The sequence below is a fragment of the Paractinoplanes lichenicola genome (assembly GCF_016785085.1).
Taxonomy (GTDB): domain Bacteria; phylum Actinomycetota; class Actinomycetes; order Mycobacteriales; family Micromonosporaceae; genus Actinoplanes; species Actinoplanes lichenicola.
Genome location: NZ_JAENHO010000004.1, coordinates 704,537 through 722,857, shown reverse-complemented (window position 1 = coordinate 722,857; position 18,321 = coordinate 704,537). Strand labels below are relative to the sequence as shown.

Sequence of the window (18,321 nt, the reverse complement as noted above, 5' to 3'; positions counted from 1 at the left end):
CCTATCACTAAGAGCCGGCTAGAAGCCATCGCGGACGCAGCGTCATTGGTCAGCGGCGGCACGATCCACGACGAAGAGATAGCTGACAAAAGTTCCTTGACGCGGCAAATAGTCCACATATCACCATGCACCTGGCCCCTCCCTCTCCATCTGTCGGTCTCGATCGGCGAGCAGTGCCGCGGTTTCAGGCGCGGTAACGGACAGGATGCGCCGGGCAAGGCGGCTTAACTGTGTGATTTGTGGAGTGGACAGCCCCTCGAAGACGAGGCGGCGCACCTCACGGACGTGGTCTGGGGCCGCTGCCGTCAGCTTGGCCTGACCCTCGTCGGTCAGGAAGACGTCGGTGGCGCGAGGTTCGCCGTTGGCTTGAGTGCGACGCTCGACCCATCCCTGCCGCTCGAGGCGTGCTACGGCGTGTGAGAGGCGCGAGGAAGACCCGCCGACCACGTTGGCGAGGGTGGCCAAGCGTGCGCACTGGCCCTCACACTCGGACAAGCCGGACAGAATCGTGTATTCGAAGAGGTTCAGGCCGGAGTCGCGCTTGAGTTGTCCGTCGACGACGGAGGGCATCGTCATCAGCAGGGCAGCCAGGGGCATCCAGGCCGCCTGCTCATCTCGCGATAGCCAGAGGGCCGAGTCGTCCTCGGATGGTTGCGAGCTGGTCATGTGGATCACTCTACCCAATCGCCGTGTTGAAGATTCACGACGCGCGTGCCACGATCGTCGTGAACATTCACGACGACGCAAGGGAGAATCGTGATGCGCATCGGCATCATCCTGGGTAGCACCCGCCCCAACCGGCTCGGCGAGCAGGTCGCCCACTGGGTCCTCGATCTGGCCGCGCGACGCAGCGATGCCGTGTTCGAGCTCCTAGATCTGCGGGAGCACGCGCTGCCGCAGCTCGACGAGGAGGTGCCGCCGGTGGTCGGGCAGTACCAGAACGAGCACACCCGTAACTGGGCCGGCACGATTGCCGCGTACGACGGGTTCGTGATCGTCACACCCGAGTACAACCACAGCGTCCCGGGGGCGCTGAAGAACGCCCTCGACTACCTGTATGCCGAGTGGGGCGACAAGGCCATGGGAATTGTCTCCTATGGCAGCGTGGGCGGCGCCCGGGCCGCCGAGCAGCTTCGCCAGATCGCCGGAGCACTGCGGATGGCGGATGTCCGCCAGCAGGTGCTGTTCTCGCTAATGACCGACTTCGAGAACTTTCAGACCCTACAGCCCAAGCCGTTTCACGAGTCCGCGCTGGAGACCATGCTCGATCAGCTCCTCGCATGGAGCGGCGCGCTGACAGTACTGCGTCGTGAAACCGTCCCCGTCAATGCGTGAGCGCGGCATGTCCATGGAACAACGCCTGCGGACGATCGAGGACCGTCTGGCTATTTACGACTTGCTCGTAGCGTTTCCCCTCAGTGACACCGGCGACCGCGCCGCGGTCGAGGCCGTCTACAGCGAAAGCTTCGTTTTCGACCGCGCGGGTCTCGGCGAAGTCCGGGGCTGGGATGCCCTATGGCTACGGTCGCGAGAAGCGGCTCCAGTTGGTCGCGGGTTTCGGCACCAGTTGTCGATCTCAGCGAGGCGCAATGGTCGGGAGAACCAACCGCAGAGGCTGACCATGGGACCGTCGCAGTGCAGGTCAGCGGCTCGCTAACCGGTGGTGCCCAGTCTCGCGACCACGGACTTCGGCCGGTGCCTGCGTGGTGTCGAAACCGGCGACCAAGTGGTGCCCGATCTGACGACCACAGCCAGCCCTACATCCCAGAAGTCGCCAACGGCGTAAGCGCAGGAAGCCGCCGCGTGTACGAAACGTACTGGCGACGCATCCGCGAAAAATGGGGCCATCGGCGAATCGACGAACCCACTCCACTGGAGATCAAACAGTTTGCCGAGGAGGTCCGCCAGCACGCAGTTGTCCGCCGCAACCACCGCGGCGGTGCGGGTGCAGCCGAGCACTTCATCGCAGCGCTCCGATGCATCTACCGCTACGCCACCGCGGACCAGCTCATAACCGCCGCAGCCAACCCATCAGTCCGCGTCGACAAACCGCACCGCCAGCCCAGCCTCAGACATGCCCTGCCCGGGCCGGCGCTGGCCGCCATCATCAAAGTCGCCGGCGAGACCGGCAACGACCCCGAACTTGACCTGCTCATCCTCCGGATCCACATCGAGACCGCCTGCCGCCGCGGGGGTGCGCTCGCCATCAGGCGCAAAGACCTCGACCCCGAGCAATGCCTCGTCCGGCTGCACGAGAAAGGGCAAACCCAACGCTGGCAGCCGATCTCACCGACCCTTGCCGAAGCGCTCGTCGCCCACTTCGACGAGCGTTCCGGCGGCGACCCCGATGAGCAGATATTGCGATACCGGAACGGTCACTGTGTAGGCCGCCGACGCTACGACCACCTCTGGCGCCGGGTCGGCACCCACCTGCACTGGGTCACCGTCCAGCAAATCAGCGCCCACTGGCTGCGCCACACCACGCTCACCTGGGTCGAGCGGCACTTCTCGTACGCGGTTGCCCGTGCCTTCGCCGGCCACGCCGACAGCAACGAAGCCGGGACCACTGCCACCTACGTCAAAGCGACCTTGCAGGAGGTCGCCCAGGCACTCGCGGCACTGACCGGCGAACCGCATCCCCTCGCCGACGACGACTCGATGTCAGCGATCCTCGGGCCCTGACAGGCCCTGCGCCCGTTGATCTAGCCACGGCTTGCCGACCCGCAGTGACGGCGATCACCCACGGAAAGTTGTGCCTGCTCAGATGCGGTGACGATCAAAACGAGTAATGGCCGAATCATCGAGTCGGCCATTACTTTTTGATCTATTCTTAGGGCACCCATGAGCGTTTGGCTATCATGTGCCCATGAACACCCATGCTGTGCATGGATGCTACGGATTTTGTGTCCGGAGATTGACACAAACCAATACCCATCCCATCCTATCTACCACCATTTCACTTCAATAGCTACACCGGAACCCCGCTTAGAAGCTTCACCCGAGCGGGGTTCTTGCTGGTCTGGGACACCTCATCATTCGCCCTCCACGCAGAAATCGCGGCCTTGGATAGCGCTCTGGGGCGCTTCACCGGCCAGTGATGGCCCACAGCGAGGAGGGTCAGGTTAGAACCCGGTCGGTAGCCGTGAGGTGTACGGGGATTCGAGCGTCGCGACCTCGCTGTCGGTAAGCCGGACGTCAAGGGCGGCCGCCGCGTCAGTGAGGTGGTGCTCCTTGGTGGCGCCGACAATGGGAGCGGTCACCACAGGGTTGCGTAGCACCCAGGCGAGGGCGATCTGGGCCATCGGGAGGCCGCGGGCCTCGGCGACCTTCTGCACGGCGTCGGCAATCGGCTGGTCGTCATCGCTCAGTACGCTGAGACCGAACGCGTCGGTGGCGGATCGACGGGTCCGAGTTCCCCACGGGCGGGTCAGCCGTCCGCGCGCCAGCGGGCTCCAGGGGATGCTGCCGACGCCGAGGTCGGCGAGCAGGCCGAACATCTCGCGTTCTTCCTCGCGCTGCATGAGGCTGTAGTGGTCCTGCATGGACACGAACCGGGTCCAGCCGTTAGCAGTGGCGGTGTATTGCATCTTGGCGAATTGCCAGGCGTGCATGGAGGATGCGCCGAGGTAGCGGGCCTTGCCGGCCTTGACGACGTCGTGCAGCGCCTCCATGGTCTCCTCGACCGGCGTATCCGGGTCGAATCGGTGAATCTGGTAGAGGTCGACGTAGTCGGTGCCCAGGCGCCGTAGCGAGGCATCGATGTTCTCCATGATCGCCTTGCGGGACAGCCCTGATCCGCCCGGCCCGTCGTGCATTGTGGCGTAGACCTTCGTTGCCAGCACGACGTTCTCCCTGCTGGTGTACTCCCGGACTGCCTGGCCGACGACCTCCTCGGACGCGCCGATACCGTACCCGTTGGCGGTGTCCCACAAGGTTATGCCCAGCTCGACGGCCTGCCGGAAGAATGGTCCCGCAGCGTCGGCGTTCAAGACCCAGTCCTGGTGGCCTCGCGTGGGATCCCCGTAGGACATGCAGCCGAGGGCGACCCGGCTTACCTTGAGGCCCGAGTTACCGAGACGGGCGTACTCCATCGATTGGTCCTTTCCAGGGAGTGCCCTTGTTGATGGCCGCCCAGAAGTCGGGGTCGTGGCTGAAGAAGATTTCGGCGCCGGCGTCACGGCGCCGGGCGAAGTCGTGGAGGCTCGCGCGGTAGGCGTCGGCATCGTGGGTGTGATCCGGCAGGCGCAACTGGTCGAGTGCGTCGCGCAGGTTGCAAGCGTCGCCGGCGAGGATCGCTTCGCCGGCGGCCGTGCGGACCCGCGCGGATTGATGGCCCGGCGTGTGCCCGGGGGTCGGATAGATCACGACTGAACCGTCGCCGAAAAGGTCATGCTCGCCGCCGATCGGCTCGATCGGCTGGCCGGTGTCGAATTTCGGTAGGTGGTAGACGGGGTCATAGACGGAGTTGGCGTATCGCCACTCCGCCTCCTGCACAACGACACGTGCATTCGGCAGCCATTGGTTGCCACCGGCGTGATCGGTGTGTAGATGCGAGTTGACGATGATCGACACCGCGGCGGGGTCGTAGCCGGCCGCGGTGATGCGCGCGTCGATGGTGCCGTCAGCAGTCAGGTCGGCGGGCCCGTCGAGAGGCGCACCGTTGGGCCGGCGGAACCGGGGGCCGAGTCCGCTGTCGAAGACAGCGGTTCCCTTGACCGGGTGCTCGATGAGGTACGCCGTGACCGGGGCGGTGATGATGCCGGGCGCACCATCAAGGAAGAAGCTCCAGTCGAGGGTCATCTGGCCGGCGGTGAACGGGACGAGGGTAACGATCGCTGTCATGGCCGGGCGGACAATGCCAGCTCGATGTAGGACAGTTCCATGACGTGCTCAGCGGTCTTCCAGTACAGATCGAGCACTCCGGGCTCGGGGGTCATGAACGATGACGGGGCCCAAGCACCGTCAGGCCGTTGCCGACGGACGAACCACTCACCCATGCGTGCAGTCCAGGGCTCGTGGCCGCCGTCCGGGTCGGCGGTCAGCATGGCCGCAGCGCCCCAGCCGAATTTGCAGATCTGCACGGATGTTTCGTCGTCGTACTGCTCCTGGGTGCCGCCGGTGGTCAGCGCCAGATATTTGCGGCCCAGCTCGAGGGCGTTCTTGTCGCCGGTCTGCTGGCTGTATCCAGCGAGAAATGCGGCGGCGATGCCGGGATGGAAGTAGGCCTGTTTGCGCGCGCGGAAGTCGACGACTCGCAGGAATGATTCCTCGGTGATCAGCTCGTCACCGCGCCGGGACACGTAGAGGCGGTTCGGCAGGTCGGGCTGGTCGGCGTAGTTGCGGGTCAGCCACCGGTGGACACCGCCGGCCATCTCCTGGTCGCCGGTGACCAGGGCGGAGATGCCGAGCTGAGCGGTCTTGAGGTTGTCCTCCAACGGGTCGCTCGCGAAGTTCCGGACGTCGTAGGCGCCGCCGGTCTCCGGGTTCTGGAATCGGGCGAGGGTAGTGCTGATCGCGGTCGCGGTGTCGTAGCGGGTGAGCATCCAGGACGCGATGACCAGCGGGGACAGGTGGTAGACCGGGCTTCCGTCGCCGGGACCGCCGTACGGTCCGGGCCGGAAGTCGCCGTCGTCGGTGAGGGCTTCACGTTCGGCCCAGCCGATCATTGCCGCGGCGGCGTCCGGGGCGCCGCCCACGCACAGCGCCCAGGGAGCACGCCACCAGGAATTGCTGATCTCGGCGCCGTCGGGACGCCCGTTGTCGCCGATGCGTGCGGTCAGCCAGGTGACGCCCTTGGTTCGTGCGTTGCGGATGCGTGACAGCAGGTCGGGGGTGGATTCGGTGGGCCAGGATGCGGTCATGGCGTTGCCTCCTGAAGCGTCGAGCAGGGCAGGGTTGTGAGGTTGTCCAGACGTTCGCCGGCGGGATAGACGAGGTTGAACAGTTCGGAGCCGGCCTCGGTCAGGCGGACGTCGGTGCCCAGGTATCCGTCGGCAGTTTGCCGGAGGTCGAGGGTGGCCAGGGCGATCCGGTCGGGCTCGGCGGCGATGCTCAGGGTCGCGGCCGCGTCGTCGCCGACCTCCAGCCAGGGATCGGCGATACGCAGGAACAACAGGCGGTGGTGTCCGCCGAACCGCACGTCCCCACGGAATTTCACCTTGTTGGCTTCGGGGGCTGACTCGGTGTCGGCGGCGAAGAGGAACTCCTGCTCATCGATGATTTCCGCGCCGTCGGTGACCGAGCAGCGGCCGTCAGGCAGGCGGGAGATGTACTGCAGGAACGACAGTTTGATGCGCCAGCGCAGGCCGCTATCGGCAGAGGAGGGCGTAGGTGGTGGTGAGGTACTCATGGATACCCTCGATTCCGCCTTCACGGCCGAGTCCGGATTGTTTGACGCCGCCGAAGGGCGCCGCGGCGTTGGAGACGACGCCGGCGTTGAGGCCGAACATGCCGGTCTCGAGCCGGTCGATGAGGCGGTGCGCGCGGGCGAGGTCGCGGGTGTAGGCGTAGGCGACCAGCCCGTACTCGGTGTCGTTGGCGAGGCGGACGGCCTCGTCCTCGTCGGTGAACGGCACGATCGCCACGACCGGGCCGAAGATCTCCTCACGGAGCAGTCGGCTACCGGGGGCGACGCCGCTGAGGACGGTCGGCTCGTAAAACGATCCGGGTCCTTCGACTGCACGTCCGCCGATCTCGAGGCGGGCGCCGCGAGTGACGGCGTCGTCGACGAGTTTGCCGACGCCGTCGACGGCCCGCTGGTCGATGAGCGGCCCGATGGTCTCAGCCGTCAGTTCCTTGACTGCCGCGGTGAGGCGCTGGGTGAACTCGCCGGCGATCGGTTCATGGACGAGAAAGCGGTTGGCGGCGGTGCAGGCCTGGCCGATGTTGCGGAATTTGGCCTGCAGCGCGCCGGCTACCGCGGCGTCGAGGTCAGCGTCGTCGAAGACCAGGAACGGCGCGTTGCCGCCGAGCTCCATCGACGTGCGCAGCACGCCGCCTGCCGCTTGGGCGAGCAGGCTGCGCCCGACCGCGGTGGAGCCGGTGAAGCTGAGCTTGCGCAGCCGCGGATCGGTGATCAGCCGTTCGGAGATGAGCACGGGGGCAGAGGTGGGTACGACGTTGACCACGCCGGGCGGCACCCCGACCTCGGTGAGCAGTTGGGCGAACAACAGTGTGGTCAGCGGGGTCTGCTCGGCCGGCTTGATCACCACGGTGCAGCCGGCGGCCAGGGCTGGGGCGATCTTGCGGGTGGCCATCGCGAGCGGGAAGTTCCATGGGGTGATCAGGTAGCTGGGGCCGACGGGGCGGTGGCTGACCATCATCAGTCCGGTGCCTTCGGGGTTGGGGCCGTACCGACCGGCGACGCGAGGCGCCTCCTCGGCGAACCAGCGCAGGAACTCCCCGCCGTAGGTCACCTCGCCGAGGGCCTCGGCGTACGGCTTGCCCATCTCCGCGGTCATCACGGTGGCGAATTCTTCGCGGCGCTGCTGCAACGCGTCGAACGCGGCGCGCAGCAACTCGCCACGGGTCCGGGGCGCCGTTGCCGCCCACTCCGCGGCCGCCGCCACGGCGGCATCCAGCGCGGCCACGCCGTCGTCAGCGGTGGCATCGGCGACAGAGGCGAGCAGGCTGCCGTCGGCGGGGTTACGGACGGGAAACTCAGCTCCGTCCGTGGCCGGACGCCACTGGCCGCCGATCAGCAGCCGAGTAGGAACCGCGTTCACGTGAGCACCAGTTTCTTCAGCGGCACCGCCACGTCCGTGGCCGCCGCGGGTGAGATGGTCCGGCCGCCGGCGAGCGCGGCCTTGACGGCGAGGAAGTCCGCGGGCCGGTTGACGAAGTCCCCCGCGATCAGGCGCTCACCTGCGTAGTAGAGGACGGCGAACTTCTCCATTTCCGGATCACCTCGCAGGACGTAGCGGTCGTGGCCCGACGACAGGCCGGCAACCTGCAGCTTGAGATTGAACTGGTCGGACCAGAACCACGGCACGACTCGGTAGGGCACTGGCCTGCCGGCGATCGTGGCGGCGGCGACCTTGGCCTGTTCGATCGCAGTGTTGACCGACTCGAACCGGATCCGGGCGGGCAGGTCAGGCAGGTCAACCGGGGGCGGGCAGGCTACGCAGTCGCCGGCGGCCACGGTGGTGCCGTCGGAGGTGACGCCGTGGGCATCCACGACGATGCCGTTGCTGATGTCCAGGCCGAGCTGTTCGGCCAGTTCCGTGCGCGGCACTGCACCGATCCCGACTACCACCAGGTCCGCGGTGATGTGCCGGCCGTCGGACAACTCGACGCCGCGGACGTTGCCACGGTCGTCACCGTAGAACTGGACCGGTTGTACGCCCAGGTGCACCTGAACACCCCGGCGGGTGTGTGCCCCGTGGAAGAAGGCGCTCGTCGCCTCGCCGACAGCCCGGCCAAGAAGACGGTCCTCCAGCAGCGCTACCGTCACGCGGTGACCGAGTCTGCGGGCGCTGGCGGCGACTTCCAAGCCGATGAAACCACCACCGATCACCACGACGTGGCCGGCGTTGGCGAGAGCATGCTTGAGTGCGAGCGCATCGTCGGCATCGCGCAGGTACAGGACACCACCCAGATCGGCGCCGGGGACCGGCAGGCGTCGCGGCCGGGCACCGACCGCGAGCGCCAGCCGGCCGAACGCGAATGCACGCCCTGATAGTGCGTGTGCGACACCGGTGCTGCGGTCGACCCGGGTGATCCTTTCGCCCAGGGCCAACGCGATGCCGTGGTCGGCATAGAACGCCTCCGAGCGAAGGGCCAACGCGCCGGGTGTCGTCTCCCCGTGTAACACGGCTTTGGACAGCGGCGGCCGCTGATACGGGGCGTGCCGTTCGGCACCGACCACGGTGATCGGATCGGGGTAGCCGTACTCGCGCAGCGAGCAGGCCAGCTGGATGCCGGCCTGGCAGGCGCCGATGACGAGCACCCCGTCGGTGTCGCTCATGGCGCTACTCCTGCGCTTCGGGGGTGGTGACGCGCAGGTCGCCAAGCTCGTCGGACATCTTGAGCTGGCAGGAAAGTCGCGAGTTGGGGCATCGGTCGACCACTGTGCCGTCGAGCATCTCGTCTTCGAGGTCGGTCATCGGCGGCAACCGGTCGAGGAGGGCCTCGTCGACGAAGACGTGGCACGTCGCGCAGGACAGCACGCCGCCGCACTCACCGACGATGCCGGGCACGCCGTTGCGCACGGCGGTCTGCATGACCGAGTCGCCCACCGCGCTGTCGACGACGCGGACTTCGCCCTCGTCCGAGACGTAGGTGACTTTCGGCATCGTCACACCTCCGCCGTGAACGTCGCCGGCACGGCGACGTAGCCGTTCACGCCGCCGATGCTGGGAAAACCGACCACCTCGTCCGGGTCGATACGCAGGTCCGGGAACCGGGTGAAGATGGTTTCCAGCATCGTCTCGAGCTCGAGCTTGGCCAGCGGCGAGCCGAGACAGCGGTGGTGCCCGGCGCTGAACGCGACGTGGTCGCGGGCGTTCTCCCGTTCCAGATCGAGTGTGCCGGGATCGGTGAACTTCAGCGGATCCTGGTTGGCGGCGGCTAGCCACATCAACACGCGTTCTCCACGCGCGATCGGCTGACCTAGCAGCTCGGTGTCTTTCACCGCGGTGCGCGACAGACCGGCGACGGGCGGATAGAAGCGGAGAAACTCCTCGATGGCGTTGCGGCGGTAGGCCTTGTCGGTGCGGATCCGCTCGGCCTGCTCCGGGTGCCGGCTCAGATAGATCAGCGCACTCGCGGCGGTCGAGACGGTGGTGTCGAACCCGCCGAAGACCAAGGCGTTCATCATGCTCTCGCCGGCGTCCAGACCGAGCGGCTCGCCGAGCACAGTGCCGGTGGCGAGTGCGGAGATGATGTCGCCGGTAGGATTCTTCCCACGCTCAGCGAGCATTTCCCGGAAACCGAGGCGCAGGCGCGCCTGTTCCGCGTGGGGATATTCGGGCTCGTCCGGCAAACGGTAGGCGCCGGCGTGCGCGGCCGCGGCGGCGTCCTGCCAGTCGTCGGCCGGATAGCCAAGGACGTAGAGGGTGGTGCGGGCGGTGGCCGGGATCAGGACATCGTCGATCAGCTCGGCGTGGCCCTTTGCGGCGACCTGGTCGAGCGCCTCGCCGAGGTACCGGGCTACGACGGGGCCCCAGTTGCGCAGCGCCTTGGGAGTGAAGAACGGCGCCTCCAAGCGGCGGCGCTCGGTGTGGAACGGCGGGTCGGATTCGCCGAGGAACAGCCGGTACGGCATCTGCGGAATGGTCTGTCCTCGGCCACCGTTCTCGGTGCCGGTCAGGTCGTTGACCGAGGTGAAGGTGTCCCAATCGGACGCGACCTGGTGCACCGCGTCCCACGAGGCGGTCACCCAGAAGCCGTCGTGGTGCTCGCTCCAGGCGATCGGACTTCCCGTCGCGTGGAAGTCGGCGGCCATGTGCCGCCAGTTGTCGCGGTAATTCACGGACTGGTGGTCGAAGTCGATCGTCGGGCGGGTCATTTTGCGGCACCCGCTTTGGCGATGACCTCGTCGAGGATCGGGACGATGGCTTCGCTGAAGCCGATCGGGTCGTCACACGGTGCGAAGTGGCCGAGGCCTTCGACCTTGACGAACTTGGCGCCCGGCACGAACTTCTCCACCGCTGGGCCCCCGTTGACCTCGTCGTCGCTGGCCGGGTCGTACTGACCGGTGACCACGTAGACGGGCTTGGCGTGCGCGTCGATCTTGTGGCCGTTCTTCTTGAGGTCGTGCTCGTAGGCGAAGTAGTCGTTGTCACCCGCGTAGATGCCCGGGAACGACGACCGGTAGATCCAGTAGGTCTCGTGCGCGTTCGGCTCGGGCGCGACCGGCGCGGTGCCTCCGTAGTTGAGGGCGGGGGCGTAGCTGTCGGCGATCGCCGGAGTCCGGAAAAGGTCGTTCGAGAAGCCCGGGAACAGCGGCGGGTTGCCGTACCAGCCGTTCAGGGAGATGAACGCGCCGAAGCGGTCGCCGCGCTCGGCGGCCAGATCCAGCGCGAGCTGGCCGCCGACCGAACAACCCATGAAGTACGGATTGTCCAGGCCGAGCTTGTCGGCGATCGCGACCACCCAGTTGATCAGCTCGTCCCGGCTGGGCAGGTACGGCTGCTCCCACCAGCGCACGCCGATCGGCGGCATCGACTTCCCGTGATACGGCAGGTCGTAGGCGTACATGGTGAAGCGCTCCTGCATCTGCGGGTCGGCCAGCAGATGCCGGTACTGCCGGCCGTCGGCGCCCGCGGTGGACTGCAGCAGCATGGGGATCGGGCCGGTGCCCGCGGTCTCGTAGTAGATCCGCGCCTCGACGCCGTTGGCGTCCACGTACATGTAGCGGCCGACGGCGGTGTCGGTCTCATGGAACGGGTCGCGGAACTCGCGGCGCGGCGCCGGGCCGGTGACCGACTCGCGTACCACCTGGTAGAGGCGCGTCCAGCCGATCTGCCAAGGAGCGACCACCCGGACGAAGTCTGCCGACACAGTGAGGCCGTGCGCCATGGCCGTGGTGACAGTTTCGTAGCCGGGCGCCGGCAGGGCAGCCGCCAGCGCCTGCGTCCAGAACTCCTCCGGCGCGGAGAACGTGATGTCGGCTTCGCCGTCCGCGTCCTCGATCTTGGTGGCGACGCCGTCGGAGATCAGCAGGTCGAAGGCCTGCCCAGGAATGTCGAACCGGACCCGGCCGGCGTAGCTGCGCAGCTTGTAGGCCAGTTCCTTGTCGGAGCCGGCCGCGGCGAGAACTTTTTGTCGATCGATGACAGCAACCATGAGGGAACTCGCTTCCTCGCGTCCCGAAGAGAAGGCCGGCGGACCACCGCGGCCAAGTTTCGTGTCACTGTGTGACCCGAATCTCGTGTCACCGTATGACATGAAGTTGTGAACGACAAGAGCGAGCTCTGAAACATCCCGGAAATCGGCCGGACGGCCGGGCCGGTCCGGCAGATATCCGGTCGGATAGCCTGACCTGGTGCGCGAAGAGGACTGGGCGACCGGATGGGACAACGCGCTGCAGGCCGCCGCGTGGGGCATAACCCCGATCATCGAAGAGCGGCGCGGCACAACCATCCGTGACACTCGCAGCATCGCGCGCCGGCTCGGCGCCAGCGCAGTGATGCTCTTCGCCCAGCGAGGTTTTGACGACGTGACCGTCGCCGAGATCGCCGAGCACGCCGGGGTCACCTCGCGAACCTTCTTCCGGTATTTCCCGTCGAAGGAAACGGTGCTGCTCGACATCTACGATCAGACGAGCTCACGGGTGATGCAGCTGATCGAAACCGTCCCCACCGCGTCGACCGAGGTTCTGCCCACGCTGACCGAGGCTGTCGTGCGGTGGTGCGAGGAGTTCGGCGAGCTCTTCGCGGCGCTGCAACCGGTAGCTGACGGTTCGAAGACCCTGACCGCAGCCCTGTTGATCCGCGCCACTTACTGGGAGGACCATCTCGCCGAGGCGCTGTGCACCCGCTTCCCCGACCTCGACCCGCAAGACGCCAAAGTCTGGGCCTACACCACGTTCGCCATGATGCGCCTGCTGCAGCACAACTCGGTCGAGAACGGCACCAGCTACGCGGACGCCGCCCGCGATGTCTTCGGCCGACTCGGGCTGCTGACCGGTGGCCGCAAGCCCCGCCGGACGAGTTCCGCCGACCGCCTAGCGAAGCGCGCAGGTTAGCCGAAGCTGACAAATCGCCTTTACGCTCGCTCTACGCAGGACCAAAGCCTCCGCCGAAACGCCGTTCACTTCACGACACCGATGGTCAGGGGACGACAGTGACCGGCCAGCGGCCGCAACGGACAAGCTTCGCGCCCAGCGACCCGGCTATCCGGTGGATGGGTTGGGTGGACCGGCCCACGATCACAGCATCGGCGCTGACCAGCTTGGCCAGCTCGAGGAGCTGGCCGTACGGGTCGCCGGAGCGGGTCACGAAGTGCGCATCGACGCCCAGCGCCGGAACCTCCTGCGCGAAGGCAGCGCGTAGTTCCTGCTCGACCTCGTCCTGGACGTCATTCACCGTAACGGCCACTCCGCCGCCGTCGGCCAGCGGAAGCAGGGCGGGCGGCGGAGTTCGCACATAGGCAACCACGAGCCGGCACCGCTGTCGTCGCGCCAGTCCCACCGCGTAGGCCGCGGCACGAAGCGAGGACGTGGATCCGTCGACTCCGACAAGGAGGGCTGTGCGGGCCGGCTCGTCGTTGCCCATCACCGGGTCAGCGCCCTCTGGCTTCGTCGTCCGCGGTCCGCGCCGGGCCGATCTGATCGATCGGTGGTGCTGCGTCGAGGGCGTCGGCACCGACGGCCACCGCCGCGCCCCGGTCGGGCAGATCCAAGCTGTCGCGCAGGGTGACCGATCGCATGGCGATCGCGGCCAGGACGCCGACGACGGCGATGATCGCGGAGATCAGGAAGATGTGGCCGGTGGCGTCGCCGTAGGCGGCGCGCACGATGTGCTGGACGGCGTCGGGCAGGGCGTTGAGGTTGAGGCTGCTGGAGGCGCTGCCGCTGCTGGAGGCAGGTACTCCGGACGCGGCCAAATCGTGGGTGATCTGGTCGGCGACCCGGCGGGCGAGCACCGCGCCCAGGACCGAGACGCCGATGGTGCCGCCGAGCGAGCGGAAGAACGCGACGGACGAACTGGCTGCGCCGATGTCCTTGAGGGCGACGGAGTTCTGCACCGCCAGGACAAGGTTCTGCATGGCCATACCGACGCCCCCGCCGACCAGGAACATGCCGACACCCACGTACCAGAGCGGGGTTTCGTGGTCGATGGTGGCGAGCATGGCGAAGCCGGCCACGAGGACGACCGTGCCGGTGATGATGTACGGCTTGATCCGGCCGCTGGTCGTGATCATGCGGCCGCTGATGATCGAGGTGAGCAGCACGCCGGCCATCATGGGGATGGTGAGCAGGCCGGCCTCGGTCGGGCTGTAGCCGCGGCCGATCTGGAAGTATTGGCCGAGGAACACGGCGCCGCCGAACATGGCCATCCCGACCGCGAGGCTGGCCAGGATGGCCAGGGCGGTGTTGCGTTCGCGGATGATCGGCAGCGGCACGATGGGTTCGATGGCCCGCGATTCCACCCAGACTGCCAGGGCCAGCAGGATCACGGTGCCGCCGACCATGGTGTAGGTCTGCCAGGACAGCCAGGCGAACGAGCCGTCGACGAAGGAGATCCAGATGAGCAGCAGGCTCACGCCGGCGGCGATGAGGGTGGCGCCCAGGTAGTCGATCTTGACGTTGTCGCGGCGGATCGTCGCGAGGTGCAGGGTGAACTGGAGCAGGGCCAGGGCGATGATGGCGAAGGGCACCCCGACGAAGAAGCACCACCGCCAGCCGAGCCAGTCGGTGTCGACGATCAGTCCACCCAGCAGCGGGCCGCCGACGGTGGCCAGGGCCATGACGCCGCCGAGGTAGCCGTTGTAGCGGCCGCGTTCGCGGGGCGGGATCATCGCGGCGATGGCGACCTGCACGAGCGCCTGCAGTCCGCCGACGCCGATGCCCTGGAAGGCGCGGGCGGCGATCAGTTGGCCGGCGGACTGGCTGAAGCCGGCCACGATCGAGCCGAGCAGGAAGATGACGATGGAGATCTGGATCAGCAGCTTCTTGTTGAACAGGTCGGCCAGCTTGCCCCAGATCGGCGTGGTCGCCGTGGCGGCCAGCAGAGTCGCGGTGACGACCCAGGTGTACTGGGTCTGCGAGCCGTTGAGCGACCCGATGATCTGCGGCAGCGCGGTCGAGACGACGGTGCTGCTGAGCATGGCGACGAAGAGCACCAGCAGCAGGCCGCTGAGCGCTTCCAGCGTCTGCCGATGATTCATGGGTTCGGCGGCGGTGGCGTCCGCCGTCGTAGTGGGTGCGCTCATCGCGCCGCCTCCAGGCTGTTGTCAGTGGTGATGGTGTTCTCGAGCGCCTCGGTGAACCGGGCAAGCCCGCGCGTGAAGACGGCGACCTCGTTGTCGCTCCAGCCGTCGAAGGCCCCGGTGAGCAGGCGGCCGTACCAATCCATGGCATCGGCCAGGGCAGCCCGCCCGGCGTCGGTGACCACAAGCATGGTGGCCCGCCCGTCGTGCGGGTCGGGCTCACGCACGACCAGGCCCTCGGCCACCAGCGCGGCGAGTGTCCGGCTGACCGTCGAGGGGTCGAGCCCGGCTTGAACGGCAAGCTCGCGGGCGCGGCAGGAGCCGGAGATCCGATCGATCTCGGCCAGCAGACCGAGTGAACCGACCGGCACGGTTCCGCGTGCCGCCGCGCGGCGCTGCTTGGCCAGTCTCATTGCTTTGAGCAGGTCATGCATGTGCATGCCGGCTTGACGGGTGGTGCTGTCCACGGCGGCGCCCCTCCTCGGTCACATGGGTGGCGCCACCAATAATCACAAGTATTTGCCCAATGGGCAAGTTTTCCCATTGAGAAAAATGGCCCCGGGACCTGAGGTCCCGGGGCCCGGAGACGGTGATCAGGCGAGAGCACGCCTGAGGGCGTCCAGACGGCCGGCCCAGATCCGTCTGGCGAGCGCGGAGTCGGGGGCGAGATTTTCACCGGCGTGGTAGCTGCCCGGGTGAACGTGCAGCTCCGTGGGCACACCCGCGGCCATCAAGCGCTGCGCGAAGGCGATGTCCTCGTCGCGGAACAGGTCGACCGTACCGACGTCGATGAAGGCCGGCGGCAACCCGGTCAGGTCCTGCGCCCGCGTCGGGGCAGCGTATTGATCGGCCGGCTTGCCGCCCAGGTACCAGCCCCAGGCCTCGATGTTGCCGGCCCGGTCCCAGACCCCGATATCCGCGATCTCCTCGCTGGAGGCGCTGGTGTTGGTGTCGTCGATCATCGGGTAGATCGGCATCATGAACGTCAGCGCCGGGCCACCGCGGTCCCTTGCGATCAAGGCGGTGGCAATGGTGAGCCCGCCGCCGGCGCTGGCGCCGTAGATGGCCAGCCGGTCCGGGTCGAAGCCGAGCTCGCCGGCGTTCTTGGCCATCCACACCAGACCGGCGTAGCAGTCCTCGACCGGCGCCGGGTGGGGGTGCTCCGGGGACAGCCGGTACTCCACCGACACCACCACCGCGCCGATCTGGTCGCAGAGCAGGGTCGCGGTCGCGTCCTCACCCTGAACGCTGCCCATGATCATGCCGCCGCCGTGGATGTAGAAGATGCCGGGAACCGTGCCTTCGGCGTTGACCGGACGATAGATCCGGACCGTGAGGTCGGGCTCGCCGTCAGGCCCGGGGATCGTACGGTCCTCTTTGGCGACGTTCGGATTGTCGGGCAGTTCGACCCCGCTGTTCATGGCGTCGACAGCGGCTCGGCGCTGCACGATGTCGGGCACGGCGTTGAAGCCGCCGGGCATGGCTTCGAGCAGCGCGTCCAGGATCGGGCGCAGCTCCGGGTCGATCAGGTCACGACGCGACATTCGTTGCTCCGTTCAGTTGGAAACCTTCGTAGTTCTTCTCCGCGACCTCGTCGATCTCTTCCTGGTAGAGCGCGTTGCCGCCGATGTAGGGCATGAACACCCGCGGCTTGCCGGGGATGTTCGCGCCCATGTACCAGGAGTCGGCACGAGGCCACAGCGATTCATTGGCCATGTCCGTGCAGTACGTCGTCCACCGGGCCTGCGCGTCCGGCTCGGCCTCGATGCGGTCGATGCCGTTGTCGCGCAAGTGGTCCAGCAGTGCGATCAACCAGTCGACGTGCTGCTCGGCCGACTGGATCACATTGCTGAGCACCGACGGGCTGCCCGGGCCGGTCAGCAGGAAGAGGTTGGGGAAGCCGTGCACGGCCAGACCGAGGTAGGTCTGCGGCCCGTCGGCCCACGCGTCCTGGATCGCGCGGCCGTCGACGCCTTCGATGTTGAGCCGGAAGATGGGGCCGGTCATGGCGTCGAACCCGGTGGCGAACACGATGATGTCGGCCTCGACGAGCTTGCCGCTGGCCAGGAGCACACCGTCCGGGGTGATGCGTTCGATCGGGTCGGTCCGGATGTCCTCGAGCGTCACGTTGGGCCGGTTGAAGGTCTCGTAGTAGCCGGTGTCGATGATCTGGCGCTTGGTGCCGATCGGATAGCTGGGCAGCAGCTTGTCCGCGGTCGCCGGGTCCTGCACGATCGAGCGGATCTTGCCGCGGACGAACTCGGCCGCCTCCTCGTTGGCGGCCGGATCGGTCATCGTGTCGAGGTAGCCGAAGGGGAAGGCGGCCGCGGCGTTCTCCCACAACTGCTCGAAGTAGGCCTGACGTTCCTCCGGGCTGTCGTCGAAGGTCTTCTTGGTGGCGAACGACTCCCAGAGCCGCCGCACGGTGGGCCGGTCCGCCATCTGGATCATCATGTCCTTGAGCCGCTCGAGTGACGTGTCGACGAGCTCGGGCGTCAGCGGCGCATTGCGGGCCGGAATGCAGAACTGTGGTGTGCGCTGCAGAACGGTCAGATGCCCAGCAGTCTCGGCGATCACCGGGGCCGCCTGCACGCCCGACGATCCGGTGCCGATCTGCACCACCCGCCGGCCGGAGAAGTCGATGTCGCGGTGCGGCCAGCGGCCCGTGTGGTACCAGTCGCCCCGGAACGTCTTGAGGCCGGGAATCTTCGGCACCTGCGAGTCGGAGAGGCAGCCGACGGCCGACAGCAGGAACCGGCACCGGACCCGGTCACCCCGGTCGGTCTCGACGATCCAGTGACGAGAGGCTTCGTCCCACGTCGCCCGGTTGACCCGGGTGTCGAAGTGGATGTCGCGGCGCAGGTCGAACCGATCGGCCACGTGGCGGGCGTATTCGAGGATGACCGGCTGGCGGGAGAATCGCTCGGGCCATTTGTACTGGTAGTCCGAGCGCAGGCCGGAGTCCCAGGAGTAGTTGTAGAGCAGGCTTTCGACGTCGCAGCGGGCACCGGGGTACGCGTTCCAGTACCACGTCCCGCCGACGTCGGGGGCCTGCTCGAACGTGACCGCCGACAGGCCGAGATCCCGTACACGGTGCAGCAGATACATTCCGGCGAACCCGGCGCCGATGATCACGACATCGGCGGTCGCCGGAACGTCGCGAGCGTCGCCGGTGGATGAGGCTTCTTGAGTAGGTGCGGACATGGCGCCTCCTGACGAACCGAAAGCGGTGACGAGGAGGGAGGGCTCGAGCGGTCCCTTAGGTGACCATGAGGTGACCTGGACCACAACGTAGAATGCATCCTGCAGTCTCGTCAATGTTTCGACGATGTGTCGGATCCATCGCCGAACAAGCCTCTTGACCTGCTGCTATGCCCCGTCTCGGGCAGCCGGCGGCCGAGTCCCGCGCGTTGCGATTACCGGCATGTAACGTGCTCCCAGCCGCAA

At 67.2% G+C, this 18,321-nt stretch carries 19 protein-coding genes; 4 read left to right on the top strand and 15 right to left on the bottom strand.

Translation table 11 applies throughout. The features are described from left to right. Window positions 1-120: 120 nt before the first annotated feature. Window positions 121-666 carry a MarR family winged helix-turn-helix transcriptional regulator gene (locus tag JKJ07_RS16950; RefSeq protein ID WP_202992511.1) on the bottom strand — a complete coding sequence of 182 codons (546 nt, stop codon included), beginning with the start codon at window positions 664-666 and terminating at the stop codon, window positions 121-123. Window positions 667-756: 90 nt separating this feature from the next. Here JKJ07_RS16950 and JKJ07_RS16945 point away from each other — a divergent pair, with 90 nt between their 5' ends. The 3 genes from JKJ07_RS16945 (at window position 757) to JKJ07_RS16940 (ending at window position 2,682) form a co-directional block, all read left to right on the top strand. Continuing rightward, on the top strand, window positions 757-1,335 hold the full coding sequence (locus tag JKJ07_RS16945; protein ID WP_202992510.1) for an NADPH-dependent FMN reductase: 579 nt from the start codon (window positions 757-759) through the stop codon (window positions 1,333-1,335). After that, window positions 1,328-1,657, top strand: coding sequence for a nuclear transport factor 2 family protein (locus JKJ07_RS52240; protein ID WP_369077000.1), 330 nt, complete (start codon window positions 1,328-1,330; stop codon window positions 1,655-1,657). The genes JKJ07_RS16945 and JKJ07_RS52240 overlap by 8 nt, the downstream gene beginning before the upstream one ends. Window positions 1,658-1,803: 146 nt before the next feature. Next, window positions 1,804-2,682 carry a tyrosine-type recombinase/integrase gene (locus tag JKJ07_RS16940; RefSeq protein ID WP_307834294.1) on the top strand — a complete coding sequence of 293 codons (879 nt, stop codon included), beginning with the start codon at window positions 1,804-1,806 and terminating at the stop codon, window positions 2,680-2,682. 440 nt (window positions 2,683-3,122) lie between these two features. Here JKJ07_RS16940 and JKJ07_RS16935 read toward each other — a convergent pair whose 3' ends face one another. The 9 genes from JKJ07_RS16935 to JKJ07_RS16895 are packed head-to-tail and all read right to left on the bottom strand — an operon-like array spanning window position 3,123 to window position 11,787. After that, window positions 3,123-4,091: an aldo/keto reductase gene (locus tag JKJ07_RS16935; RefSeq protein ID WP_202992508.1), complete on the bottom strand. Its 969-nt coding sequence runs from the start codon at window positions 4,089-4,091 to the stop codon at window positions 3,123-3,125. Next, window positions 4,069-4,842: an N-acyl homoserine lactonase family protein gene (locus JKJ07_RS16930; protein WP_202992507.1), complete on the bottom strand. Its 774-nt coding sequence runs from the start codon at window positions 4,840-4,842 to the stop codon at window positions 4,069-4,071. Before JKJ07_RS16930 ends, JKJ07_RS16935 begins: the two co-directional genes overlap by 23 nt. Next, window positions 4,839-5,861 carry a hypothetical protein gene (locus tag JKJ07_RS16925; protein WP_202992506.1) on the bottom strand — a complete coding sequence of 341 codons (1,023 nt, stop codon included), beginning with the start codon at window positions 5,859-5,861 and terminating at the stop codon, window positions 4,839-4,841. The genes JKJ07_RS16930 and JKJ07_RS16925 overlap by 4 nt, the downstream gene beginning before the upstream one ends. Continuing rightward, window positions 5,858-6,349 (bottom strand): HtaA domain-containing protein, encoded by a 492-nt coding sequence (locus JKJ07_RS16920; RefSeq protein ID WP_202992505.1) that lies wholly within the window; start codon window positions 6,347-6,349, stop codon window positions 5,858-5,860. The genes JKJ07_RS16925 and JKJ07_RS16920 overlap by 4 nt, the downstream gene beginning before the upstream one ends. Then, window positions 6,309-7,724 (bottom strand): NAD-dependent succinate-semialdehyde dehydrogenase, encoded by a 1,416-nt coding sequence (locus JKJ07_RS16915; RefSeq protein WP_202992504.1) that lies wholly within the window; start codon window positions 7,722-7,724, stop codon window positions 6,309-6,311. Before JKJ07_RS16915 ends, JKJ07_RS16920 begins: the two co-directional genes overlap by 41 nt. Continuing rightward, window positions 7,721-8,965 carry an NAD(P)/FAD-dependent oxidoreductase gene (locus JKJ07_RS16910; protein ID WP_202992503.1) on the bottom strand — a complete coding sequence of 415 codons (1,245 nt, stop codon included), beginning with the start codon at window positions 8,963-8,965 and terminating at the stop codon, window positions 7,721-7,723. The genes JKJ07_RS16915 and JKJ07_RS16910 overlap by 4 nt, the downstream gene beginning before the upstream one ends. Before the next feature lie 4 nt (window positions 8,966-8,969). Beyond that, window positions 8,970-9,293: a 2Fe-2S iron-sulfur cluster-binding protein gene (locus JKJ07_RS16905; RefSeq protein WP_202992502.1), complete on the bottom strand. Its 324-nt coding sequence runs from the start codon at window positions 9,291-9,293 to the stop codon at window positions 8,970-8,972. A 2-nt stretch (window positions 9,294-9,295) separates the two neighbouring features. Continuing rightward, window positions 9,296-10,507, bottom strand: coding sequence for a cytochrome P450 (locus tag JKJ07_RS16900; RefSeq protein ID WP_202992501.1), 1,212 nt, complete (start codon window positions 10,505-10,507; stop codon window positions 9,296-9,298). Beyond that, complete coding sequence (locus JKJ07_RS16895) at window positions 10,504-11,787, bottom strand: alpha/beta fold hydrolase (RefSeq protein WP_202992500.1); 1,284 nt, start codon at window positions 11,785-11,787, stop codon at window positions 10,504-10,506. The genes JKJ07_RS16900 and JKJ07_RS16895 overlap by 4 nt, the downstream gene beginning before the upstream one ends. Before the next feature lie 199 nt (window positions 11,788-11,986). Here JKJ07_RS16895 and JKJ07_RS16890 point away from each other — a divergent pair, with 199 nt between their 5' ends. Continuing rightward, the gene (locus JKJ07_RS16890; protein ID WP_307834293.1) at window positions 11,987-12,688 is read left to right on the top strand and encodes a TetR/AcrR family transcriptional regulator; all 702 of its coding nucleotides are present in this window, start codon (window positions 11,987-11,989) and stop codon (window positions 12,686-12,688) included. Window positions 12,689-12,773: 85 nt separating this feature from the next. Here JKJ07_RS16890 and JKJ07_RS16885 read toward each other — a convergent pair whose 3' ends face one another. The 5 genes from JKJ07_RS16885 to JKJ07_RS16865 form a co-directional block, all read right to left on the bottom strand. After that, the gene (locus JKJ07_RS16885; RefSeq protein WP_202992499.1) at window positions 12,774-13,217 is read right to left on the bottom strand and encodes a universal stress protein; all 444 of its coding nucleotides are present in this window, start codon (window positions 13,215-13,217) and stop codon (window positions 12,774-12,776) included. Window positions 13,218-13,224: 7 nt separating this feature from the next. Next, window positions 13,225-14,877 carry an MDR family MFS transporter gene (locus tag JKJ07_RS16880; protein WP_202992498.1) on the bottom strand — a complete coding sequence of 551 codons (1,653 nt, stop codon included), beginning with the start codon at window positions 14,875-14,877 and terminating at the stop codon, window positions 13,225-13,227. Next, entirely contained in the window at window positions 14,874-15,341 is a 468-nt protein-coding gene (locus tag JKJ07_RS16875; RefSeq protein WP_202992497.1) for a MarR family winged helix-turn-helix transcriptional regulator, read from the bottom strand. The genes JKJ07_RS16880 and JKJ07_RS16875 overlap by 4 nt, the downstream gene beginning before the upstream one ends. Before the next feature lie 126 nt (window positions 15,342-15,467). Continuing rightward, window positions 15,468-16,418 (bottom strand): alpha/beta hydrolase, encoded by a 951-nt coding sequence (locus tag JKJ07_RS16870; RefSeq protein ID WP_202992496.1) that lies wholly within the window; start codon window positions 16,416-16,418, stop codon window positions 15,468-15,470. Then, window positions 16,405-18,078: a flavin-containing monooxygenase gene (locus tag JKJ07_RS16865; protein ID WP_202992495.1), complete on the bottom strand. Its 1,674-nt coding sequence runs from the start codon at window positions 18,076-18,078 to the stop codon at window positions 16,405-16,407. The genes JKJ07_RS16870 and JKJ07_RS16865 overlap by 14 nt, the downstream gene beginning before the upstream one ends. Window positions 18,079-18,321: the final 243 nt, after the last annotated feature.